15 protein-coding genes are annotated in these 22325 nt (G+C 72.1%); 9 read left to right on the top strand and 6 right to left on the bottom strand.

Annotation, left to right across the window (positions count from 1 at the left end):
• Positions 1–20: 20 nt before the first annotated feature.
• On the bottom strand, positions 21–1613 hold the full coding sequence (locus tag OG841_RS43665; RefSeq protein WP_328636292.1) for a solute symporter family protein: 1593 nt from the start codon (positions 1611–1613) through the stop codon (positions 21–23).
• The gene (locus OG841_RS43660; RefSeq protein WP_365120924.1) at positions 1607–2041 is read right to left on the bottom strand and encodes a DUF485 domain-containing protein; all 435 of its coding nucleotides are present in this window, start codon (positions 2039–2041) and stop codon (positions 1607–1609) included. The genes OG841_RS43665 and OG841_RS43660 overlap by 7 nt, the downstream gene beginning before the upstream one ends.
• A gap of 510 nt (positions 2042–2551) precedes the next feature.
• Between OG841_RS43660 and OG841_RS43655 the strand changes: the two genes are divergently transcribed.
• From OG841_RS43655 to OG841_RS43630, 6 genes are all read left to right on the top strand, one after another.
• Complete coding sequence (locus OG841_RS43655) at positions 2552–4093, top strand: acyl-CoA carboxylase subunit beta (protein ID WP_328636294.1); 1542 nt, start codon at positions 2552–2554, stop codon at positions 4091–4093.
• Between the two features lie 25 nt (positions 4094–4118).
• Positions 4119–5819, top strand: a complete 1701-nt coding sequence (locus OG841_RS43650; protein WP_328636295.1) for a fatty acyl-AMP ligase — start codon at positions 4119–4121, stop codon at positions 5817–5819.
• Positions 5816–9793, top strand: a complete 3978-nt coding sequence (locus OG841_RS43645; RefSeq protein WP_371569908.1) for a beta-ketoacyl synthase N-terminal-like domain-containing protein — start codon at positions 5816–5818, stop codon at positions 9791–9793. Before OG841_RS43650 ends, OG841_RS43645 begins: the two co-directional genes overlap by 4 nt.
• Before the next feature lie 22 nt (positions 9794–9815).
• Positions 9816–10739: an alpha/beta hydrolase gene (locus OG841_RS43640; protein WP_371569906.1), complete on the top strand. Its 924-nt coding sequence runs from the start codon at positions 9816–9818 to the stop codon at positions 10737–10739.
• Positions 10740–10861: 122 nt separating this feature from the next.
• Complete coding sequence (locus OG841_RS43635; protein WP_371569904.1) at positions 10862–12094, top strand: PucR family transcriptional regulator; 1233 nt, start codon at positions 10862–10864, stop codon at positions 12092–12094.
• Between the two features lie 80 nt (positions 12095–12174).
• Positions 12175–12816, top strand: coding sequence for a cutinase family protein (locus OG841_RS43630; RefSeq protein WP_328636298.1), 642 nt, complete (start codon positions 12175–12177; stop codon positions 12814–12816).
• Between the two features lie 61 nt (positions 12817–12877).
• Here the strand turns inward: OG841_RS43630 and OG841_RS43625 are convergent, their stop codons facing one another.
• Together OG841_RS43625 and OG841_RS43620 are read right to left on the bottom strand one after the other, a co-directional pair.
• Complete coding sequence (locus OG841_RS43625) at positions 12878–14590, bottom strand: hypothetical protein (RefSeq protein WP_328636299.1); 1713 nt, start codon at positions 14588–14590, stop codon at positions 12878–12880.
• Positions 14591–14686: 96 nt separating this feature from the next.
• Positions 14687–15646, bottom strand: a complete 960-nt coding sequence (locus OG841_RS43620; RefSeq protein ID WP_328636300.1) for a helix-turn-helix transcriptional regulator — start codon at positions 15644–15646, stop codon at positions 14687–14689.
• Positions 15647–15855: 209 nt separating this feature from the next.
• Here OG841_RS43620 and OG841_RS43615 point away from each other — a divergent pair, with 209 nt between their 5' ends.
• On the top strand, positions 15856–16227 hold the full coding sequence (locus OG841_RS43615; protein WP_328636301.1) for an ANTAR domain-containing protein: 372 nt from the start codon (positions 15856–15858) through the stop codon (positions 16225–16227).
• A 210-nt stretch (positions 16228–16437) separates the two neighbouring features.
• Positions 16438–17607 (top strand): alanine--tRNA ligase-related protein, encoded by a 1170-nt coding sequence (locus OG841_RS43610; protein ID WP_371569901.1) that lies wholly within the window; start codon positions 16438–16440, stop codon positions 17605–17607.
• Positions 17608–17610: 3 nt separating this feature from the next.
• Here the strand turns inward: OG841_RS43610 and OG841_RS43605 are convergent, their stop codons facing one another.
• The gene (locus tag OG841_RS43605) at positions 17611–19959 is read right to left on the bottom strand and encodes an ABC transporter permease (RefSeq protein ID WP_371569899.1); all 2349 of its coding nucleotides are present in this window, start codon (positions 19957–19959) and stop codon (positions 17611–17613) included.
• Positions 19956–20648, bottom strand: coding sequence for an ABC transporter ATP-binding protein (locus OG841_RS43600; RefSeq protein ID WP_365120903.1), 693 nt, complete (start codon positions 20646–20648; stop codon positions 19956–19958). The genes OG841_RS43605 and OG841_RS43600 overlap by 4 nt, the downstream gene beginning before the upstream one ends.
• A 216-nt stretch (positions 20649–20864) precedes the next feature.
• On the opposite strand from OG841_RS43600, the gene OG841_RS43595 reads away from it, so the two are divergent.
• On the top strand, positions 20865–22163 hold the full coding sequence (locus OG841_RS43595; RefSeq protein ID WP_328636305.1) for a sensor histidine kinase: 1299 nt from the start codon (positions 20865–20867) through the stop codon (positions 22161–22163).
• Positions 22164–22325 lie beyond the last annotated feature (162 nt).

The raw sequence follows: 22325 nt of genomic DNA, 5'->3' as shown, positions 1-22325 counted from the left end.
GGGAGGTGGGGCGAAATCGGCTAGTCGACCCCGACGAGGGTGCGCACTTCGAAGTCCTCGTAGGTCTCCTTCGTTTCCGGTGGACTGAGTGTCGAGCCCAGCCAGCCGAGGAGAAAGCCGGCCGGGATGGAGACGATTCCGGGATTCTGCAAGGGAAACCAGGCGAAATCGGCGTCCGGATAGAGCGAGGCGGGGGCGGAGGAGACGACCGGGGAGAAGACGACGAGGACGATCGAGGTGAGCAGCCCCCCGCAGAGGCTGAGGAGGGCGCCCTGAGCGGTGAACCGTCGCCAGAAGAGGCTGTAGACGAGGGTCGGAAGGATGGCGGAGGCGGCGATCGCGAAAGCGAGGAAGGCGAGGGTCGCGGAGTTGGCGCCCCAGGAGATCAGCGCGAGCGACATGCCGAGGACGCCGATGACGGCCGCCGCGAGCCGGGCCACGGCCAGCTCTTCCGTCTCCGTCGCCCTGCCCTTGCGGATCACCTCGCCGTAGAGGTCGTGGGCGAGCGAGGAGGCGGCGGCCAGGGTGAGACCGGCGGCGACCGCGAGGAGGGTGACGAAGGCGAGACAGGACAGCAGGGCGGTCAGGATGGCGCCGCCCAGTTCGTGCGCCAGCAGCAGCACGGCCGCGTTCCCCGTGCGGTCGTTCTCCGCGATGGTGTCGCTGCCCAGGACCGCGGTGGCGCCGAGGCCGAGGATGCCGGCCGCCAGGCAGACGAGGCTGACCAGGCCCATGGCCCACACCACCGAGGTACGCAGGACGTCGACCGACTTCGGGGCGAGCAGGCGCATCATCACGTGCGGGAGAGCGGCGAGGCCCAGCACGATGGCCAACTGCAGGCTGAAGAAGTCGAGTTTGCTGGTGGCGCTGGCGCCGTACCGCAGTCCGGGCTCCAGGAACCGCGTGCCCTGCCCGCTGTTGTCCGCGGCGGCGGCGAGCAGGTTCTCGACGTTCCAGTCGAAGCGGTGGAGCACCATCAGACCGGCCACGGTGACGCCGCAGATGAGCATGACCGCCTTGACGACCTGGATGAAGGTGGCGCCGGGCATGCCCCCGATGGCGGCGTAGACGATGACGACGGTGCCGATGACGATCACGCACAGGGTGCGGGTGGCGGCGCTGGGTTCGCCGGTGAACTGGGTCAACAGGGCGACGCTGCCGACGAGTTGAGCGACCAGGTAGAGGGTGGTGACGGCCAGCGTGCACAGGGCCAGGGCGAGGCGGACCGGCCGCTGCATACGCGTCAGCCGTACGGCCAGGGTGTCACCGAGGGTGAACTTGCCGGTGTTGCGCAGGGGTTCGGCGATCAGCAGCAGGACCATCATCCAGGCGACCGCGGTGCCGCACAGGTAGAGGAGTCCGTCGTAGCCGGTCAGGGCAACCAGGCCGGTGCTGCCCAGGAGGGTCGCGGCGGACAGGTAGTCGCCGCACATCGCCAGTCCGTTGCGCAGCGGGGACATGGCGCGGTTGCCGAGGTAGAACTCGCCGATCTCGTCGCGTTGGGGGGCGGTGAGCAACGCGGTGAACAGGGTCACCACGACCACGGACAGGAAGAGCACAAGCGTCAGCTGCAGGCTGAGGCGGTCCACGACGGCGGCGCCGAACATCACCATGGGCGGTACTCCTCGCCGCGGGGGGCCGTGCGTGCCTCGAAGGCGGCGCGTTCGCGGTCCGCGGCCTCGTGGTGGCGGACCAGCCCGCGCAGGCCGCGGACCACCGGGGTGACCCGGGTGCGCATGTGCACGAGGTAGCGCCACACGATCACGCCCATCAGCACGAACTGCCCAAGACCCAGCGCCAGTCCGACCGTGAGATGGCCGCTGACGGAGGTGTTCATCAGGCTGGGCACGAAGCTGGACAGCAGGACGTACAGCAGGAAGCCGCCGACGGCGACGGCCGTGGCCCGGACACCGAAAAGGCGGTGGCTGCGGCGCAGCGACTGATACGCGGGCTCGCGGGACACCGATTGCCGGTCCGCCGGTTCGGGTCCCGTTTCGTAGGGGGGCGGCGGCCCGCCGAGCCCCGTGGAGTGCCGTGACACATGCACCTTCTTTACTGCCGCGCCGGTCATTGCATCAAAGGCACGCCGGAGTCAAGCTCGTGCTGACGTGTGGGGGGTTCGTGAATCCTGAATTCACGTGAGGCGAATTCGCGCTTGAAGACAAGCCTGCCAGGGCGGTCGGCCGGGGAGTCGGGGATGGCGACGAGGCCAGGACCGGGATTGTTGCAGCGCCCCCGTTGAACTATCAACCGTCCGGTCGAACCGAATCGGGGAACTGACTCATTCACGTGCTTCGATACGCGTGCGCGCCATCCCACAGCCTGCGAAAAGGCCGACCTCCGGAATAGGTCTGCACCTTCCCTCCGGCCAGGTTGTCTCAAATGCAGTGCACAGGGGGCGCTCGGCGTCCGGCAACGGCCCTTGTCACTCACGGACTAAGGCCGGCCCCTCGGGACTCACCTCGCGCAAACAGAACGGCGTTGGGCTCGGCCCGCCGCGGGGGCGCTGCCATATTCGAAGGCCACTTCGGAGGTGGCTGTGACACTAGAGGTGACGACGACACGTCTGCCGGACCGCACCGCCGACCGCGTCCTCGCGCTCGAGGCCCGGCGGGCGCAGGCCGTGGCGGGGGGCGGGCCGAGACGACGGGGCAAGTTCAGTGCCCGGGAGCGGATCGACCTGCTGCTGGACCCCGGCTCGTTCACCGAGACCGGTCTGTTCGTACGGTCCCGGCCCACCGGGGGCGGTGCCCGCCGTCCCTACGGGGACGGGGTGATCACCGGGTGCGGCACGATCGACGGCCGTCCCGTCTGCGTGTTCGCCCAGGACTCCACGGTCTTCGGCGGCAGCATGGGCGAGGCCTTCGGCGAGAAGACCGTGGCCCTCATGGACCTCGCCCTTCGGACGGGATGCCCGGTCATCGGGCTCAACGACGGTGGCGGCGCCCGCATCCAGGAGGGCGTCGTCTCGCTCGCCCTCTACGCCGAGCTGGTGCGCCGCAACGTCCAGGCGTCCGGGGTGATCCCGCAGATCTCCGTCGTCCTGGGCCCGTGTGCCGGCGGGGCCGCCTATTCCCCCGCCATCACCGACTTCACCGTGATGGTGGACGGCGCCTCGCACATGTTTGTCACCGGTCCCGACGTCATCGAGGCGGTCACCGGGGAACGCACCAGCGCCGAGGAGCTGGGCGGTGCCCGCACCAGCAACTCCCTCAACGGCAATGCCCACTTCCTCGCCGCCGACGAGGCGGAGGCCCTGGACACCGTACGGGAGCTGCTGTCGTACCTGCCCGCCAACAACCTGGAGCGGCCGCCGCAGTACGCTCCCCTGCCACCGCCCGCCGACGTGGCGCTCGACGAGATCGTGCCGGACCGGCTCGGGCAGGCGTACGACATGCGGGACATCCTGCGGGCGGTCGTCGACGACGGTGAACTCCTGGAGGTCCAGGAGCTGTTCGCGCCGAACATCATCTGTGCGCTCGCGCTCGTCGAGGGGGCGCCCGTCGGCGTCGTCGCCAACCAGCCGTCGCACGCGGCCGGTGTGCTGGACATCGACGCCTCCGAGAAGGCGGCGCGTTTCGTACGGTTCTGTGACGCGTTCGGCATTCCGCTGCTGACCTTCGCCGACGTGCCGGGCTACCTCTCCGGGGTCCGGCAGGAGCAGGCCGGGATCATCCGGCGCGGCGCCAAGCTGCTGTACGCCTACGCCGAGGCGACCGTGCCGAAGGTGACGGTGGTGGTGCGCAAGGCGTACGGCGGCGGGTACGCGGTGATGGGCTCCAAGCACCTGGGCGCCGACATCAACCTCGCCTGGCCCACCGCACGGATCGCGGTGATGGGCGCCGAGGGCGCGGTGGGCGTCCTGCACCGGCGTGAACTCGCCGCCGCCGAGGACCCCGAGGCGCTGCGGGCCCGGCTCGTGGACGCGTACGAGAGCACGCACGGCACGCCCTATCTCGCCGCCGAGCGTGGGTACGTCGACGCCGTGATCGCCCCGCGCGACACCCGTGACCACATCTGCCGTGCCCTGCGCGCGCTGCGCGGCAAGCGCTCCCCGATGCCGGAGCGCCGGCACGGCAACATCCCGCTCTGACCCGCCTCGCGAGGAGACCTGCCCGATGGACAACCGCCGTCCCCCGCTCGCCCCCGCGTTCCGGAGCCTGCCGGAGTACGTACAGCACTGGGCCCGAACCACTCCCGACCGCAGGGCGTTCACCTTCGTCGACCATCCCGCCCCGGATTCGCGGGGCGTCCACCGCACGCTGACCTGGCGCCGGCTCGACGTGCGCGTGCGCGCGGTGGCCGCCCGGCTCGCCGACGAGGCCGAGCCCGGGGCGCGGGTCGCGCTGCTGTGCCCCCAAGGGCTGGAGTACGTCACCGGGTTCCTGGCGACGCTCGCCGCCGGCCTCATCGCCGTACCGCTGTATCCGCCCGGTCTGCCGGGCCAGGGGGACCGGCTGACGGCCGTCCTGGCCGACGCGCGTCCTTCGGTCGTCGTGACGACGAGCCGGCACCTGGGTGAGGTGCGGGAGTTGTGCGACCGGGTCGTCGCCGTGGACCAGGTCCCGGATGCCGCCGCGACAGACCTGAATCCGGCCGACGCGGAGGTCGCCTACCTCCAGTACACCTCCGGCTCGACCCGTACCCCGGCAGGTGTCGAGATCAGTCACGCCAATGTCGTCGCGAACGCCCGTCAGGCGCTGAGCGCCTACGGCGCCGATGCCCATCCGGTGACGTGCGTGGGCTGGCTGCCGCTGTACCACGACATGGGGCTCGTCCTGAGCATCGCCGCCCCGGTCGTACGGGGGCTGCTGTCGGTGCTCATGGATCCGGTCGCCTTCCTGCACGAACCCGCGCGCTGGCTGAGGCTGTTGGCCGCACATCCACGCGCGCTGAGCGCGGCGCCCAACTTCGCCTACGACTACTGCGCCTCGGCGGTGACCGACGCGCAGAAGGCGGATCTGCGGCTGGACGGGGTCGTCGCGCTGATCAACGGCAGTGAGCCGGTCCGCCCCGGCACGGCCGACAGGTTCCAGGCGGCCTTCGCCGGCCGGGGGCTCGTCGCGGAGACGCACTGTCCCTCGTACGGGCTCGCCGAGGCGACCGTCTTCGTCAGCGCCGCCCGGCCCGGGGAACCGGTGCGGCGCTTCGCCCTCGACCGGGACGCGCTCGCCGAGGGGAAGGCGCTGCCCGCGCGCCCCGACGATCCCCGGGCCGTGCTGCTGGCGGGCTGCGGCACTCCGGTGGGGCAGCAGGTCCGTATCGTCGATCCCGTCTCCGGCGACCGTCTGTCCGAGGGCGAGGTCGGTGAGATCCAGGTGCGGGGTCCCAACGTGGGCCGCGGCTACTGGAACCAGGAAGAGCAGACCCGGCGGGTCTTCGGAACCGACGGCCGGCTGCGCACCGGTGACCTGGGGACGGTCCTGGAGGGGCAGTTGATCGTCACCGGTCGGCTGAAGGACCTGATCGTCGTCGACGGACGCAATCACTATCCGCAGGACCTGGAGGCCACGGTCCAGGACACCCATCCGGCTGTCCGGCGCGACCGGCTCGCCGCGTTCGGGGTCGCGGGCGGCTCCGGTGAGCGGGTGGTCGTGGTGGCCGAGCACACGCGGACCACGAGCCTCGCCGAGATCGACGTACCGGCGCTGGTGCGGGCCGTGCGCGCGGCCGTGTCCGGACGGCACGGGGTGCGCCTCGCCGACGTCCTGCTCGTCCCGCCGGGCACGGTGCCGCGGACGTCGAGCGGCAAGGTGTCGCGGGCGCTGACCCGTGAGCGGTATCTGGCGGGCGCCTATGCGGCGGACGGCGCCGAGTGAGGGCCGTGGATGCGGGTGCGGTACGCCGCCTGATCGCGGAGCGGGTCGCCGCGTGGACCGGAACGACCGTCGTGGAGGTCGCGATGGACCGGCCGCTGGCGGATCTCGGCATGTCCTCGCGGGACGCGGTCGTGCTGGCCGGGGAACTCTCCCGGCTGACGGGACGGGAGCTGCCGGCGACGTTGCTGTGGGAGGCGCCCACCGGGGAGGCTCTGGTGGCGCACGTGTGCCGTACGCCGTCGCGTACGCCATCGCAGACCACGCCGCCCGCGCCCGCCGCGGTGGCTCCGCCCACCTCGGAGCCCATCGCCGTCATAGGGCTCGGCTGCCGCCTCCCCGGCGGCGTGCACGGCCCGGCCGACTACTGGCGACTGCTGACCGACGGCGTCGACGCGATCAGACGCGTCCCGGAGGACCGTTGGCGCGACTTCACCCCCTTCCCGCCGGAGGACGCGCTCCCCTACGGCGGCTACCTCGACGACATCGCCGGGTTCGACGCCGACTTCTTCCGGATCACCCCGCGCGAGGCCGCCGTGATGGACCCGCAGCAGCGAATCCTCCTGGAGGTCGTCCACGAGACCCTCGCCCATGCCGCCGTCCCGGCCGCGTCCCTCGCTGGCACGGCCACCGGTGTCTTCGTCGGGGTCTCCGCCCCCGAGTACGGCTCGCTGACCGGCGCCGACCCCGCGGCCGTCGATCCCTGGGCGCCGGCGGGCGGTGCGCTGAGCGTGGCCGCGGGCCGGCTCGCGTATGTGCTGGACACCCGTGGGCCGAGCATGGCCGTGGACACCGCCTGCTCCTCCTCGCTCGTCGCGGTGCACCACGCCTGCGTGAGCCTGCGCACGGGCGAGAGCGACACCGCGATCGCCGCGGGCGTCAACCTGCTGCTCTCCCCCACCGTCACCGTGGCGTTCCGGCGGGCGGGCGCCCTCGCGCCGGACGGCCGGTGCAAGCCGTTCTCGCCGGACGCCGACGGCATCGGCCGCGGTGAGGGCTGCGCGGCGGTGCTCCTGAAGCGGCTGTCCGACGCCGAGCGGGACGGCGACCGGGTGCTCGCCGTCATCCGCGCCACGGCCGTCAATTCCGACGGCCGCTCCAACGGCCTCCTCGCCCCCAACCCGGCCGCCCAACAGGCCCTCCTGACCACCGCGTACGCCCGGGCCGGGCTCACCCCCGCCCACGTCGACTACGTCGAGGCGCACGGCACCGGCACCCCGCTCGGCGACCCGATCGAGGCGGGCGCGCTCGGCGCCGTGCTCGGTGCGGGCCGCGACCCCGACCAGCCGCTGCTCCTCGGCTCCGTGAAGTCGAACCTGGGGCACCTGGAGTCCGCCGCGGGCATCGCCGGGCTGGTGAAGACCGTGCTCGCCCTGCATCACGACGTCATCCCGCCCTCCCTGCACTGCTCCGAGGGCAGCGCCCTGGACGACGTACGACTGCGGGTGGTGTCCGAGGACGAGCCGTGGCCGCGCTACGGCGGCACCGCCACGGCCGGGGTCTCCGGATTTGGGTTCGGCGGCACCAACGCCCATGCGGTGCTGGAGGAATGGCGACCCGGCGTGCTGCCCGCGCGACCGGGCGAGGAGCCCGGGGCCCGGCTCCATCTGCTGTCCGACGTGGACGAGGAGCGGCTGCGGGACACCGCGTCCCGGCTCGCCGACTGGCTGCGGACGGCGGCCGCGCATCCCGCCGACGTGGCGCGCACGCTGGCCGGACGGACCGGCCGCGGAGGTGTGCGGGCGGCAGTGGTCGCACACGACCGTGACGAACTCGCCGGCGGACTGGACGCGTTGGCCCGGGGCCGCCCGCACGGGCAGGTCGTGACCGGTGAACGTGACCTCGTGGGGCCGGGCCCGGTATGGGTCTTTTCCGGCTACGGCAGCCAATGGGCAGGAATGGGACGCCGGTTGCTGACGGAGGAGCCCGCCTTCGCCGCCGCCGTGGAGAAGCTCGACGCGGAGTGCGGGCTGTCCCTGTACGACCGTCTCGCGTCCGGGAGCGAACTCGACCGGCTGGAGGTGGCCCAGCCCGTCCTGTTCGGACTCCAGGTGGCGCTGGCCGAGTTGTGGCGTTCCTACGGCGTCGAGCCCGCCGCCGTCATCGGCCACTCGCTGGGCGAGGTGGCCGCCGCGGTGTGCGCGGGTGCGCTGGACGTGTCGGAGGGCGCCCGGATCGTCGCCGTACGGGCCGGGCTGCTCAGCAGGCTGCAGGGCGGGGCCATGGCGGTCGTCGACCTGGACGACGGTGAACTCGACGCCCTGGCCCGGGACTTCCCCGGTGTGCATGTCGCCGTTCACTCCTCGCCCGGGCAGAAGGTCGTCACCGGTGAGGAACCGGCGGTGGCACGGCTGGTGCGGTGGCTGGAGCGGGAAGGGCGAGCGGCGCGGTCCATGCGGGTCGTCGGCGCCGGGCACTCGCCCCAGGTCGAGCCGCTGCTCGCGGAGTTGACCGAGTCCTTGGCCGACGTCGGAGGCAGAGCGCCCCTCGTGCCGGTGTACTCCACCGTCCTGGACGACCCGCGCGGCGACTGTGTCTTCGACGCCGCGCACTGGGCCGCGAACCTGCGGCGACCCGTACGGCTGGACCGGGCCGTCGCGGCGGCCGCCGCCGACGGTCACACCGCCTTCGTCGAGATCTCGCCCCACCCGGTCCTGGCCCGGGCCATCACGGACAACGTGCCCGGTGCCCTCACGATCGGCACGCTCCGACGGGAGGCCGACGGATGCGCCGACTTCCTCACGCAGGTGGGGGCCTTGTACTGCGCCGGCGGACGGCTGCCGCTGCCGCCGGGGCGGGTCGTGGACCTGCCCACGCCGCGCTGGAAGCACACGCGGCACTGGTGGACGGACGGGCGCGGGGCGGCACCCACGAAGGCGCGGACCGAGGTGCCCGCCGACGCTCCGGGAGCGGCGTCCGCGAAGGTCCGGGCCGCGGTGCCCGAGGACACCTCCGTCGCCGCCCGACTGTGCCACCACATCGCCGCGGTCACCGGCCACCCCGCAGGCCGGGTCACTCCCGCCACCGCGCCGGCCGACCTCGGGCTCGACTCGCTGATGGCGGTCCGTGTCCGCACCGCCGTCGAGCGCGAGTTCGGGATCGAACTGCCACTGCGCGACCTCTTCGGCGCCGCCACCGTCCAAGAGCTGGCCGACCGTGTCCGGCCGGGGCCGGTACGCCCGCTGCACGTCACCGCCGGCCGTCCCCCGGTCTTCCTCGTGCACGCCGCCGGCGGTACGACCGACGTCTACCGGGCACTGGCCGAACGGCTGGGCGCCGAGCTGTCGGTGTACGGTCTCGAACGCCTCGAGGACGCCCCCACGGTGACCGAGAAGGCGCGCCGCTACGCCGAGGCCGTCACAGCCGTCCACCCCGACGGGCCGGTTCTGCTGGGTGGTTGGTCCTTCGGCGGCTTCGTCGCCCAGGAGACCGCGCGGCAACTGACCGCGGCGGGGCGGGACGTGGAGCTCGTGGTCCTCATCGACTCCGTACGCCCCCTCCCCCGGCCGGACCGCACACCGGCCGAGCGGCTGCGCGCCCACTTCGAGGGGTTCGCCCGGCACGTCCGCGACGCCTACGGGGTCCGGCTCGAGTTGCCGTACGACGACCTCGTCGCGATGGACGACGACGGACAACGCATCGACGCCGTGCTGGAGATCCTGCGCGCGTCCGCCGATGTGCCGCCCGCCGCCCTGGAGCACCAGCGCTCCTCCTACCTGGACCTGAGGATCGGCGAGGCCCACCGGCCGGGCCGTCACGACGGGCGGGTGGTCCTGTACCGGGCCACGGAGCCCGCTCCGCACACCGTGCGTGACCCCGCCTACGAACGCGACGACCGGACGCTGGGCTGGGACGAGGTGTGCCCGCGCCTGACCGTCGTACCGGTCGCGGGACACCACCTGTCGCTGCTCGACCCGCCGCACGTCGACGAGATCGCCGCCCGTCTGGGGCGCGAGCTCGCCGAAGGGACCCGCTGAACGTGATCCGAGGAGAGCCGCCATGCACCGTCGCACCACCGGAGTGTCCCGACGTACCGTCACCAAGGCCGCGGCCGGTGCCGGTCTGGCCGTCCTGTTCGGCGCCCGGACCGCCGCCGCCCTGGGGTCACGCACCGTCGACGTGTCCGTGTCCTCCGCCGCCCTGGGCCGCAGTGCGCCGGTGCGGCTGATCCTGCCGTCGGGCTTCGGCTCGCAGCCCACCCGCACCTACCCCGTGCTGTATCTGCTGCACGGCGCTCACGACGACTACACGTCCTGGACGCGGGAGACGGACATCGAGGCCTTCACCGAGGGCCGGGACCTGATCGTGGCGATGCCCGACGCGGGGCCCACCGGCATTCCCACCGCCTGGCGCGGCGGGCCCGACTACGAGACCTTCCAGCTTAAGGAGGTTCCGGCGTTGCTCGCCCGCGACTACCGGGCCTCCGGAGTGCGGGTCGTCGCGGGGGTGTCCACCGGCGGCTACGGCGCCATGGCGCACGCGGCCCGGCACCCGGGCATGTTCACCGCGGCGGCCTCCTACAGCGGGATCCTCGACACCATGGCGCCCGGTGTCCCGACCCTGATGGACGCCATCGTGGCCCGCGAGAACCTGGTGCCCACCTCGCTGTGGGGCAATCCGTTCCTGAACCTGCTCACCTGGCTCGACTTCAACCCGCGCAACCGGGCCGCGGGGCTGCGCGGCACCGCCCTGTACGTCTCCAGCGGCAGCGGGCTGGCGGGGGGCACGGGTGACTGGCTGCCCGAGGCCCTGGAGAGCGCCCTGTGGCCCTCCGCCCACAGCTTCACCGACACGCTCGCGCTGCAGCGCATCCCGGTCACCACACACTTCTACCCAGGAGGAGGGCACAGCTGGGCGTACTGGAAGCAGGAGTTCACCGCGTCGTGGCCGATGCTCGCCCGAGGTCTGGGGGTGCCGCAGTGATGTCGGTACCTTCGGGACACGGAACGCAACGCAGGGGTCGTCCGTCCAACACAGGACTCACCCCTCGCCCCACGGGCAACGGCCCGCGGGTGAGCCGCTTCCGGGTGAAAGGAGGGCCCCCCTTGGCCACCCCCGCCCCGCACGGCGTCCCGGAGGGCCGCGGCGCCGCCGCGGTCCCACCCGGCCTGGCCGAACTGCTGCGCGCCCAACTGGAGGAGGTCGCCGACGAGGTCGAGGAGGAGGTCTGCCGGCAGGTGCCCGAGTACGCGCGCCCGGCCGACGGGACCTACCGCGAGAACCTCAGAGCCGGCGTGGTGCAGGCGCTGACCCTGTTCGTCGACCACATCGCCGACCCGCGCGGCCGCGGCGACGCGATCGCGGCGACCTACTACGAACTCGGCCGCGGTGAGGCCCTGGAGGGCCGCAGTCTGGACGCGTTGCAGTCCGCGCTGCGGGTCGGCGGGCTACACGCGTGGCGCCTGATGGGCCGTACGGCCGAGCAACTCGGCCTCGACTCCGCCGTGGTCACGGCGCTGGGCGAGCTCGCCTTCCGCACCGTGCACGAGGTCGCGGAGGCGGCGGCGGCCGGGTACTCCGAGGCCCGCGCACACAACACGGACGAGCTGGAGCGGCGCCGCAGACGCCTGCTGGACCTGCTGCTCGGCGAGGGGCCGGTCGCGCCGGCGGCGGTGCAGGACATGGCGCACGGTGCCCGCTGGTCGGTACCCGGGCAGGTCGCGGTCGTCGCGCTCGCGGCGACGCCGGACCAGCGGGAGGAGGAGTGGCCGCTGGCCACCGCGGGGGCGCTGGTGGACATGGAGTCGCGGCCGCCGCGGATGCTGATCCCCGACCCGGACGGCTCCGGGCGCTTCGGGGGCCGGGCGTTCAGCCTCGCGCTGCGCGGGCGGCCGGCCGCGATCGGACCGACGGTGCCCCTCGTGGAGGCCGCCCAGTCGCTGCGCTGGGCCACCCGGGCGCTGGGGTTGATGGGGCGCGGGATCCTCCCCCGGCAGGGGGTGGTGCGCTGCGCGGACCACTTGTCGACCCTGCTGCTGCACAGCGACGAGCCGATGCTCGACCAGTTGCGGGGGCGGGCCCTCGCACCGCTCGACACGGTGTCGGAGGGGCAGCGCGAGCGGCTCGCCGAGACGCTGCTGGCGTGGCTGCTGAGCGGCAGCAATGTGCCCGACGTCGCCGCCCGTCTCCATGTCCATCCGCAGACGGTGCGTTATCGGCTGCGTCAGCTGGAGAAAGTCTTCGGTGACGCCCTGCACGATCCAGGCGCCCGTCTGGATCTCATTCTGGCACTCACCACCGCACAAAAGAGCGAGGAATTTCTGAATTCCCGTCCATAACACCGGGCACGGTCAAGCGAATAAGTTTCGGGACGTCCTTTCCACAGGCGTATCACACGCCCCACCCTCAAAGGATCCCCATGCGTATTCGCTTGTACCTCGCCGCGCTCTCGCTGGTCGGCGGGGCCGGTGTGGCCACCGTCTCGGCACCATCGGCAACCGCCGCGGCCTGCTCGGACATCGACGTCGTCGCCGCTCGCGGCACGTTCGAGCCGGGCAACCTCGGCCTGATCGTCGGTGACCCGGTGTACTCCGCGCTCCAGAAGAAACTCACGGGCCGGAATCTGACCAGCTACAAGGTGAACTATCCCGCGGACCTTTCCCTCACCTCGGCCGCGCAGGGCAACGCGGATCTGGTGAACCACGTGAACAGCCAGGCGGCCGCCTGTCCGAATCAGCGTTTCCTTCTGGTCGGCTATTCGCAGGGTGCGAACGTCGTCGACAACTCCCTCGGCATCAGCAGCGCCGGTGCCGTGGTCGGCAGTCCCATCGTGGCCACCATTCCCGCCGCGCTGGAGTCACGGGTGGCCGCGGTGCTGCTGTTCGGCAACCCGATCCGGGCGATCGGCAAGAGCGTCACCGGCACGTACCAGAGCCGCACCATCGACTTCTGCGCCAAGGGTGACCCCGTCTGCGAAGCGGGCGGCAACGACACGCTGGCGCACCTCGGCTACACGGCGAACGCCGACGCGGCGGCGACCTTCGCCGCGGGCAAGGTCTGAGCGACGGCGCACGGATGGGCCCGGGAGGAGTTCCTCCCGGGCCCATCCACGTGCCGTCCGGCTATCGAGGAGTGCGGGCGAACTCCGTGAGGGCGGAGGACACCGGCTCGGGCCGACCGTCGTTCTGCACCGGCGCCGCGGTCAGCACGTCGAGGTGCTGGTAGCCGTCCGCGACCACGGGGTGCAGGTCGGCCGGAACCCAGCCGGCGAGCAGTCCGTCGCCCGCGAGGACCGTGAGGGTCGGGTTGGCGGTGAGCCCGTCGGGGTGCACGACGAGCCGCTTCACCTGCGGGGAGGTGGCCAGTTCGAGGTCGGTGACCAGCTTGGTCGGAAAGTACTGCTCGGTGAAGTCCAGCGGCTGCGCGGCCATGCTGCGCGCCAGCTCCTGGATGGCGGTGACCTCCTTGCCCGCCGCGGTGAACGGCGTTCCGTCCGACGACCGGTACCCGGGGTCGTCCGGGTCGCCGACCCGGTCGTAGTCGCGCCAGGTGTAGAGCGGACCGTGCGGCTCGGCGGGAACGGCCTTGTACTCGGTGCCGAAGAGGCCCGGCTGCGACGAACTCCCGTTGGCCGCGGGGAAGTTCTTGTCGGTGATGGGCCCGCCGTCGAAGAAGCCCACGCTGCTCTGGAGGAACGCGAGCGGGACGGACTGGTCGTCCATCAGCGAACCGAGGATCGCCTCGTTGGTGAGCCGGAAGTCCTTCACCGCGGGTGAGCCGGTGAGGAAGGTGGCGGTGTCCTTGGAGAACAGGAAGCGGTTGGTGGCCTCGATGTTGGTGTTGGCGGGCAGATAACGCGGCAGGTCGGCCTCGCCGCCCGGATCCTGCAGGGCACCCACGCCCGCGATGGCGAGCAGGGTCATGGTCTCGGGGTTGAGCAGGACGGGCGCCGACAGCGAGCGCGGGAGCAGTCCACTGTCGAGTCCGGCCTGGACCACGCCGTAACCGAGGCCCACGTCCGGCAGGTTGGTGTCGTCCGGGATGCTGCCGCTCAGGTCGCCGAGCGACGTGGAGACGGTGGTGTCGAGGGCGAAGTAGCCGGCGCACTGGTTGTGTCCGGCGTCGGCGGTGGTGGCGGGGTCGCCGTCGAAGTCGGCGGCGGCGAAGTACCCGGTGATGACACCGCCGAGCGAGTGACCGCCGCACAGCACCTTGTCCTTGCGGACGCCCTGGTCGGGCAACTCGGCGGCGAGCAGGTCGTATTCGTCGCGTACGGTCTGCTCGATGCCGAGCTTCGCCATCCATCCGAGCTTGTCGTTGCCGACGAACCCGGCGAAGGTGCGGCCCTGGACCTGTTTGCCGCGGTAGTAGTAGTCGACGGCGCTGTGCTGGTCGCCGGAGGCGATTCCGGTGCGGTCCTCGAGACAGTTGGACCGCCGGTCCAGGGCCCAGAACTCGATGTGCCGGCCCTGCTCGGCGGCGCGGGTCACGGTGTTGCGGGCGACGCTGTCGAAGGCTCCGGCACCTTCCAGGATGCCCGGTTGAGCGACCAGGACCCGGTCGGCGTCCGCCGATGACACGGGCCCCGACGAGGACCGGTAGCGCAGATACGACAGCCAGTCGCACGCCGCCGGACGGGCCCCGAAGGACGCCGGCAGGGGTGCCTTCACGCGTACGACGGTCTCGGTCACACCCCCGCTCGTCCCGACGGGTGTCTCGGTTCTCGCGCTCTGCGCGGACGCCGCCGGCGTGAACGCCCCGGTGGTCAGCAGCACCGCCAGCGCCGCGACACGTAGCGTCCTCGGGGTTCTTCCTCTGCTGCGACTCGTGTTCATGCTGGGACCGTAGGGCTGCGCGGGCGCGGCTCTCGGTGGTTGCTCACAAGAACGCAGGGCCCGGTGGACGCTTTGTCACCAGCCGCAGAGGAGACGTCAGCCGTCGTGCAGCGTACGGCGCGGTGAGCGGTCGTAGGAGTGCCGGTAGAGCGTGGCGAAGCGCCCCGGGTGGTAGAAGCCCCAGCGGGCGGCGATGTCGGTGACCGTGGCTCCGTCCTCGGGGTCGGCGGCCGTCAGCTCGTCATGCGCGTGGGACAGGCGGGCCTGCCGGACGTACGCGAGCGGGGTGCTGTCCAGGTGCCGGCGGAAGGCGTACTGCAGCGCGCGGACGCTGATGTGGGACGCCTCCGCGATCTGGGCGACGGTGAGGGGCCGGTCGGCATGGTCGTCGATGTAGGCGAGGGCGCGGCGCAGGGCGGCGGGGTGGGCGTCCTGGCGCTCGGAGCCGGTGGGGTCGGCGGAGGCCGTGTGGGGGAACGTGGCCAGGACGGTCGCGGCCAGGTGCTGGGCGGCCGTGGAGGCGACGAGCGGCTGGTCGGCGACCGCGGGATCCGACAGCACGTGGTCCTGCACATAGCGGATGGTCGACCGCAGCCGGTCACCGGCGGCGGGGGTGTGCGGCCGGTGACCGGTCAGCCGGACCGGTTCCGGGCGCCGTCCGCCCGTGGCCCCCGCGACCTGGGTGAGCAGCTCCGGGTCCAGCATGGTGATGTTGTAGCGGGCCGCGTGGATGCGGCCCGCGTAGGAAAGTTCCGGAGGGGCGAAGGACACCACGTCGCCGGGGCCGAAGGAGTCCGAGACACCCTGGTAGACGTGGTCCTCGATGGTGCCCTCGTGGACGACGCACAGGCAGATCCGGCCCAGCGGGGTGACGGCGTAGCTCATGTCGAAGTCCAGGTCGAGTTCGTCGACGCTGACCGAGTCGATGGCAGTGCGGTGGATGCGAGCACGACTGCTGTCCGAGGTACCGCTGCCGATCCGCATCTTCGCGTAGGCATGACTGAGGAAGTCCTCAGTACGGTCCAGGTCGTCGCTGTCGAACGTCAGCGTCTCCATCGCAGCCAGGTCCTCCCACTCTCGGCTCGGCTCCTCTTCGCACATACCCGCGAATGCCACGATGCTTCGCGACCCCGTTTCGTTTTCTGTCCTGCCTGGTCACAAGGTGTGCGTCCGGTGGCTCGTCACGGACGGTCCCACCCGTCCAGGCTGGACGGATGGCGACCGCGGAAGTCGCCGGGCACCGGAGGAGAGGGCGACAGGACTGCATGACGCAAGACGAAGAGCTGGTTGAGAAGATCGAAGAACTGCAGGAGGAAAACGCCCAGCTCCGGCAGGCCCTCGTCTCTCACGCCGTCGTCGACCAGGCGATCGGTGTCGTCCTCGCCCTCAGCGGTCTCCGTCCCGACCAGGGGTGGGAGGTTCTCAAGACCGTGTCCCAGCGCACCAACACCAAGCTGCGGGACGTCGCCCAGCACATCGTGCGCCGGCCCGACCTCGGCGGCCTGCCGGCGGAGATCGAGCCCGCACTGCGCATCGCCCTGACCGAGGCGCAGGCCGCGCACGGAAGCCGGTCGCTGATACGGCAGGAACAGCGGTGCAGGGGCTTCCGCAGGGCCCCCTCCGCGAAATCCGAGTGACGAGCCGGGACGCCTGTGCGTACCGTTGACCGTATGGAGATCAGGAGCTGTACCCACACCGCAGCCGCGCGAGCGACCAGCTCGCCGGCTGCCGACGCCTGACCTCCCCCACTCCCCCGGCGGCCGGAGACGGACCGCCGGTGCACGACCTCTGGTCGCCGTCTGTTCCCGCGGTCGTTTCCGGTCCCACGAGACCGAAGGACCACTGCCATGGACACCGACCGGACCGTAAGCCTCTTCACCGACTTCTACCGCGAACGCGGACACCACCTGATCACCGGCAGCACACTGCTGCCACCGCCCGGCGACCCGGTGCTGTTCACCACCTCGGGCATGCACCCCCTCCCCCCCTATCTGGAGGGCCGCCCCCACCCCCGGGGCAGCCGCCTCGTCAACGTGCAGCGCTGTCTGCGCACCACCGATCTCGACGAGATCGGCGACTCCACCCATCTGACGGTGTTCGAGATGCTCGGCTCGTGGTCGCTCGGCGACTACGGCCACTCGCGGAGCCTGCGCTGGGGCTACGAGCTGCTCCGTGACGGTTTCGGCATTCCCCGGGAGAGACTCCACGTCACGGTCTTCGGCGGTGACGAGCAGGTGGGCCCCGACCTCGAATCGCTGCGCACCTGGCAGGAGTCGGGAGTGCCCGTGGAACTCACCCGGGAGGACAACTGGTGGTCCCACGGGCCCGTCGGCCCGTGCGGCCCCGACTCGGAGATCTTCGTGTGGACCGGCGGCACCCCGCCCCAGGGCACCCCCACCACGGACCCGCGGTGGGTGGAGATCTGGAACCACGTATTCATGCGGTACCGCCGTCTCGAGGACGGCTCCCTCCAGCCCCTCGAGCGTCCGAGCATCGACACCGGCATGGGGCTGGAGCGCCTGGTCACCATCCTGCAGGGCCATGGCTCGGTCTACGACACCGACCTGTTCGAGCCATGGATGCGACTGCTGCCTCCCCTGTGGGGACTCGACGAGCCGCCGCTGCGTCTGGTCTGCGACCATCTGCGCTCCGGTGTCGTCGTGATCGGTGACGGGGTCCGGCCGTCCACCACCGGCCGCGGTTACGTCCTGCGCCGCGTCGTCCGCCGCCTGCTCACCACCCTGCGGCGCGACGACCCGTCCCGCACGCTCTCCGACCTGCCGGTGGAGCTCCTCCGGCACACGCTGGACCACTTCCGGACGAGCTGCGGGACAGGGCTCGTCCATGACGTGCTGCTGGAGGAGGAACGCCGGTTCGACAGGCTGCTGGAGCGCGGTCGGCGGCTGCTGTCCGGGCCGCGGTACCGGGGGCCGCTGGGTGAGGAGGACTACGAGTACCTGCACGACACCCACGGCCTGCCCCGCGACCTGGTTCTCAGCCTGCGCCGAGAGGAGTGAGGGCTACTCCGTGCGCAGGGCCACCGCCGTGCGGGACTTCGCCGCCCAGCCCGCCGGGAGCATCGCGCCCAGCAGGGCGATGACGAGACCGGCCAGGCCCAGCAGAAGCAGTTGCGGGGTGTCGTAGACGTCAAGGACCGACCTGGGCAGGTTGGTGCCGGCCGCGTGTCCCATGACCGGGAGCACGAATCCGTGCAGGGCGTATCCGGCGGGGACGCCGACGAGACCGCCGAGCACGCCGATGCCGGCCACCGAGGCGAGGACGAGGCTCACGGTCTGCCGGGGTGACATGCCGAGCGCCTTGCACACGCCCAGGTCGTGGACGCGCTCCCGGGTGTCCAGCACGACGGAGTTGAGGACGCCGAGGGCTGCGACGGACACGAGCATGAGGGTGAGAAGCGCGGCCATCGTGTTCAGGACGAGCACGAAGTTGTCCTGCTCGGAAGGCGTGTTGGCCCGGGCGTCGGCGCCGAGGGGCTCGATCCGCGCGGCGAGCTTCTCGGCGTACGCCACCGCGGAGACGCCCGCTTTCACGTCGACGAGGAACACCTGCGGCCTGGTCGCGGGGAAGTTCGCGGAGTTCGCCTGGATCTCCAGCACGTCGTCCGAGGTGCCGAAGGCCTCGCCGACGATCCGCAGGACGGCGGTCTCCTTCCCGACGGTCACGCGTACGGTGTCGCCGACCTCGGTGCCGGTGGTCTCCAGGAACTGGCCGGGCACGACGACCTGGCCCGCGCCGGTGAGCCAGTGCCCGGAGATCATGGCGTAGCCGCCCCGACGGGAGTCGCCCTGGTAGAGGGTCGCCCGGACGGTTCCGGAGACCCCGGCCACGGTGGCGTCCTGCTGGCCCATGCCGTAGTACGAGACGGTGCCCGACTGCCCCTTGATGGCGGCACTCACCTGTGCCGGGTCGGCCGGCTCGGGCTCCGGAGTGCCCGGTGCCGGGACGTGCTCGCCACCCGCCACGGCCGGACCGCCGGTGAAGACGGTGACCGCGGAACGGTTCTCGGGGTCCTGCACCGCGTTGACCTCGTTCAGTGAGGAGGTGAGGCCGACGGCGAAGGTTGCCGCGATCGTGCCGAACGCCACCGCGAGCAGCATCGCGAGGGTGCGGACCGGGTGCGCGAAGGGACTGGCGAGGCCGTAGGTCACCGCTCGCGGCAGCGGCAGTCGGCCCGCCGCGCGGTGCGCCCACTGACCGCGTCCGGTGCGCGGGGCCCTGCCGACGGCGATGGCCTCGGCCGTGCGCAGCCTCCCGGCCCGCAGCGCGGGGACGAAGGCCGCGATCCCGACGACCAGCAGCGCTCCGGCGGGGACCACGACGTCCACCCACCAGGCGACGGACAAAGTGGCGGTGCCGTACGCCTGCTCCGTGTCGTCGAGGAGCGGCACGGCCAGCAGGTTGCCGAGGACGACTCCCAGCGCGATGCCCACGGTTGCCGGGATGAGCGCCTGGGCCACGTAGGCGCGGACGACTTCGCGTGGGGTGAAGCCGATGGCCTTGAGGATGCCGATCCTGCGGAGGCTGGTGCCGACCGCGCCGCTGATGACGCTGCCGACGATGATCACCGACATGACGATGCCGAGGACCCCGAAGGCGACCAGGAACGGGATCGTCGGGGCGGCGCCGTGGTCGGCGGCGCGCTTGGTGTCGAGGTAGGACTGGGTCCCGAGGAGCGCACCGGACGGGACGGCGGCGAGGAGCTTCTTGCGGTCGGCGGAGATGTCCCCCTTCGAGCCCGCCGAGTCGAAGCGGTAGAGCATCTGACTGGTGACGGGGTGTTCCTTGGAGGCAAGGGCCCTGACTTGCGCGGGAGTTGCCCACAGGTCGGCGGTCTTGCTGGCCGAGGTGGCGAAACCGACGACCGTGAGAGTCGTGTTCGAGGCTGTCAGGGTGTCGCCCAGCGTGAAGGCGGGCCCCTGGTAGGAGGAGCTCAGCACGATCTCGCCGGGTTTCCTCGCCCACCGGCCGGACGCGAGGTCCAGGTCGTCCACATCCGCGTGCGGACGAGGCCGTCCGACCAGGGTCATGGCGGGAGGCCGGCGGCCGGACGAGTCCGTCGCCTCGATGACCGTGGAGGGGTACGGCCCCGCGCTCGCGCTGACTGTGTCCACCTGCCCGGTGGCCCCGAGCTGTTCGGCGGTGACCTTCGCCGGGTCGAACTCGGCGGTGAGGTGGGCGCCCTTCTGGGCGGCGAAGGCGTGGTCGAAGGGCGCGTTCGAGACGACCATGAGGGAACCCGCGACCACGGCGGCCGCCACGGCCATCATCGTGGCGATCGCGATGACGACGGTCTGCACCCGGCGCCGGCCCACGCCGGAGCGGACGACGCGTACGAGGGGTCCGGTCATCGCACGGCCTCCGCACGGGAGTCGAGGGCGACATGGCCGTCGACGAGGTGGACGGTGCGGCTCGCGCAAGCCTCGGCCAGGGCCGGGTCGTGGGTGACGAGCACAATGGTCTGGCCGCCGCGGTGCAGGTCTACCAGGAGTTCCCGGACGTCCTGGCCCGAGGCGCTGTCGAGGGCGCCGGTCGGTTCGTCGGCGAGCAGCAGGGCCGGGCGGTTCACCAACGCCCGTGCGACGGCGACGCGTTGGCGTTCACCGCCGGAGAGGCGGCCGGGGTAGGCGCGGGCGTGTTTCTGGATGCCCAGCACCTCCATGAGCTCTTGCGCCCGCGTCTGGGTCGTGCGCCGTGAGGTTCCGGTGAGCTGGGCGGGGAGCTGGATGTTGTCGAGGACGGTGAGGTCGTCGAGGAGGTTGAAGAACTGGAAGACCATGCCGATCCGTTCCCGGCGGAAGCGGGCCAGGGCGTGCTCGCCGAGCCGGTCGACCTGCTGCCCGGCGACGGTCACGGTGCCCTCGGTCGGCTTGTCGAGCCCTGCGACGAGGTTCAGCAGCGTGGACTTGCCGCTGCCGGAGGGGCCGGTCACGGCGAGGGCCTCGCCCTGGGCGACGGAGAGGTCGAGCGGTCCGAGCGCGGGTGCGCCGGCGTTGTCGTAGCGCTTGGCCACGCCCTTCAGTTCGATCACTGCGGTCATGGGAGGTGCCCGTCCTGTCGGTCGTCGGGTCGTGTCCTTGTCGGCGTGGCGAAGGTACGGGCGGGCGGGTTGCCGGCGCGTCGGCCGGGACACCGACATGCGGCCCTCCGCTCGGAGGAGCCGGCCGGGGGTCATCCCTGCGAAGTACGCCCGCGGGAGGGCGGGTTGGTCGTCGAGGCGGACGCGCGGACGGGAACGGGACCGCACAATGTGCTCATGGGGACGGAAGACCTGCGCCGATGGCTACGGCAGGTGCGTTTCGCACTGCGGCCGGAGGCGAAGGGCGCCGCGCTGTCACGGCGGTCGCTGTACTTCGACGTAGTGCTGGCCGTGCTGCTGACGGTGGTCGCGCTGGTGGTGGCGTCGCGTTATCCCGGTGACGGGCCGGTACAGGTGTCGAAGATGGAGTACGGGGCGCCGGTGCCGCCCCGGCCTCCCGTTCTTCCGGGCGGGCGGATCGAGCCGTCGGCATCCTCACCGCCGTGGGGACTGATCATGCTGTCGGCGCTGCCGCTGGCGGCACGGCGGCGGTTTCCGCTGACCGTGTTCGCCGTGGTGCTCTGCGCGGGGCTGGCCATCGGCGACGACGCCTCCTGGATCAACGTTCTGACCTGCGTCATCGGCACCTACAGCGCGGTGATGCACAGCCGGCACCGGGCGGGTGCGATGGTCGGGCTCGTTGTCGCCGCCGTCCTTGCCGGTGTGGCCTTCCGGTCGACGCAGCCGGTGCTGCCGGGGTGGTCGAGTCCCGGGGTGGTGCTGCTGGTGGCGGGGGTGGTGGCCAGCGTGGTCCGGTTCGGGCGGCGTCGCCTCGCGGCCAGCCGGGACCGGTTCGCCGCGCTGGAGCGGGCGCACGGGGAGGCGACGCGCAGGGCCGTGGAGGAGGAACGGGCGCGGATCGCCGCCGAGTTGCACGACGTCGTGACCCACAATGTGAGCGTGATGGTCATCCAGGCGGGCGCCGCGCGCAAGGTCATGGACGCGGCCCCGGAGCGATCCAAGGAGGCGCTGCTCGCGGTCGAGGCCGGGGGCCGGGCCGCGATGGCCGAACTCCGGCATGTGATGGGCCTGTTGGCCGCGCCGGACACCGGCCGCCCGGACTCCCCCGCCGACGGCCTGGAACCGCAGCCGGGCCTGGGGCAGTTGGACGCGCTGATCGACCGGGTGCGGGCCGCCGGGACACCGGTCGGCGTCGCGGTCTCGCTGCCCCCGGAACCGTTGCCGCCCGGCGTGGACCTCACGGCGTACCGGGTGGTCCAGGAGGCGCTGACCAACACCATCAAGCACGCGCCCGGCGCCGAGGCCGTCGTCACCGTCGGCTGGTCCGGTGAACGGTTGGAGATCGAGGTCATGGACACCGGCGGAGTCCGCGACGGGGTGGCCGCGGACGGGAACGGCCGCGGGCTGATCGGTCTGCGGGAGCGCCTCGCGGTCTACGGCGGCGAACTGACGGCCGGCCCGACCCTCGCCGGGGGCTTCCGGATCAGGGCGGAGGTGCCGTGGCGAACGGTGTGAGCGGCGACGGTTCGGCGGGGCGGCTCCGGCAGCGGTCGGGCGCAGTGGCCACCCCGGCGACGCGGCTGCGGCAGCAATCGGGCGGAGCGGCCACCGCGACGGGACGGCTCCGGCAGCAATCGGGCGGAGCGGCCACCCCGGCGGGTCGACGAACTGGTGGAG

Origin of the sequence: Streptomyces canus, from assembly GCF_041435015.1 — a bacterium.
Taxonomy (GTDB): Bacteria; Actinomycetota; Actinomycetes; order Streptomycetales; family Streptomycetaceae; genus Streptomyces; species Streptomyces canus_G.
The sequence above is the reverse complement of the archived record's forward strand: the minus strand, read 5'-3'. Positions and strand labels throughout refer to the sequence as shown.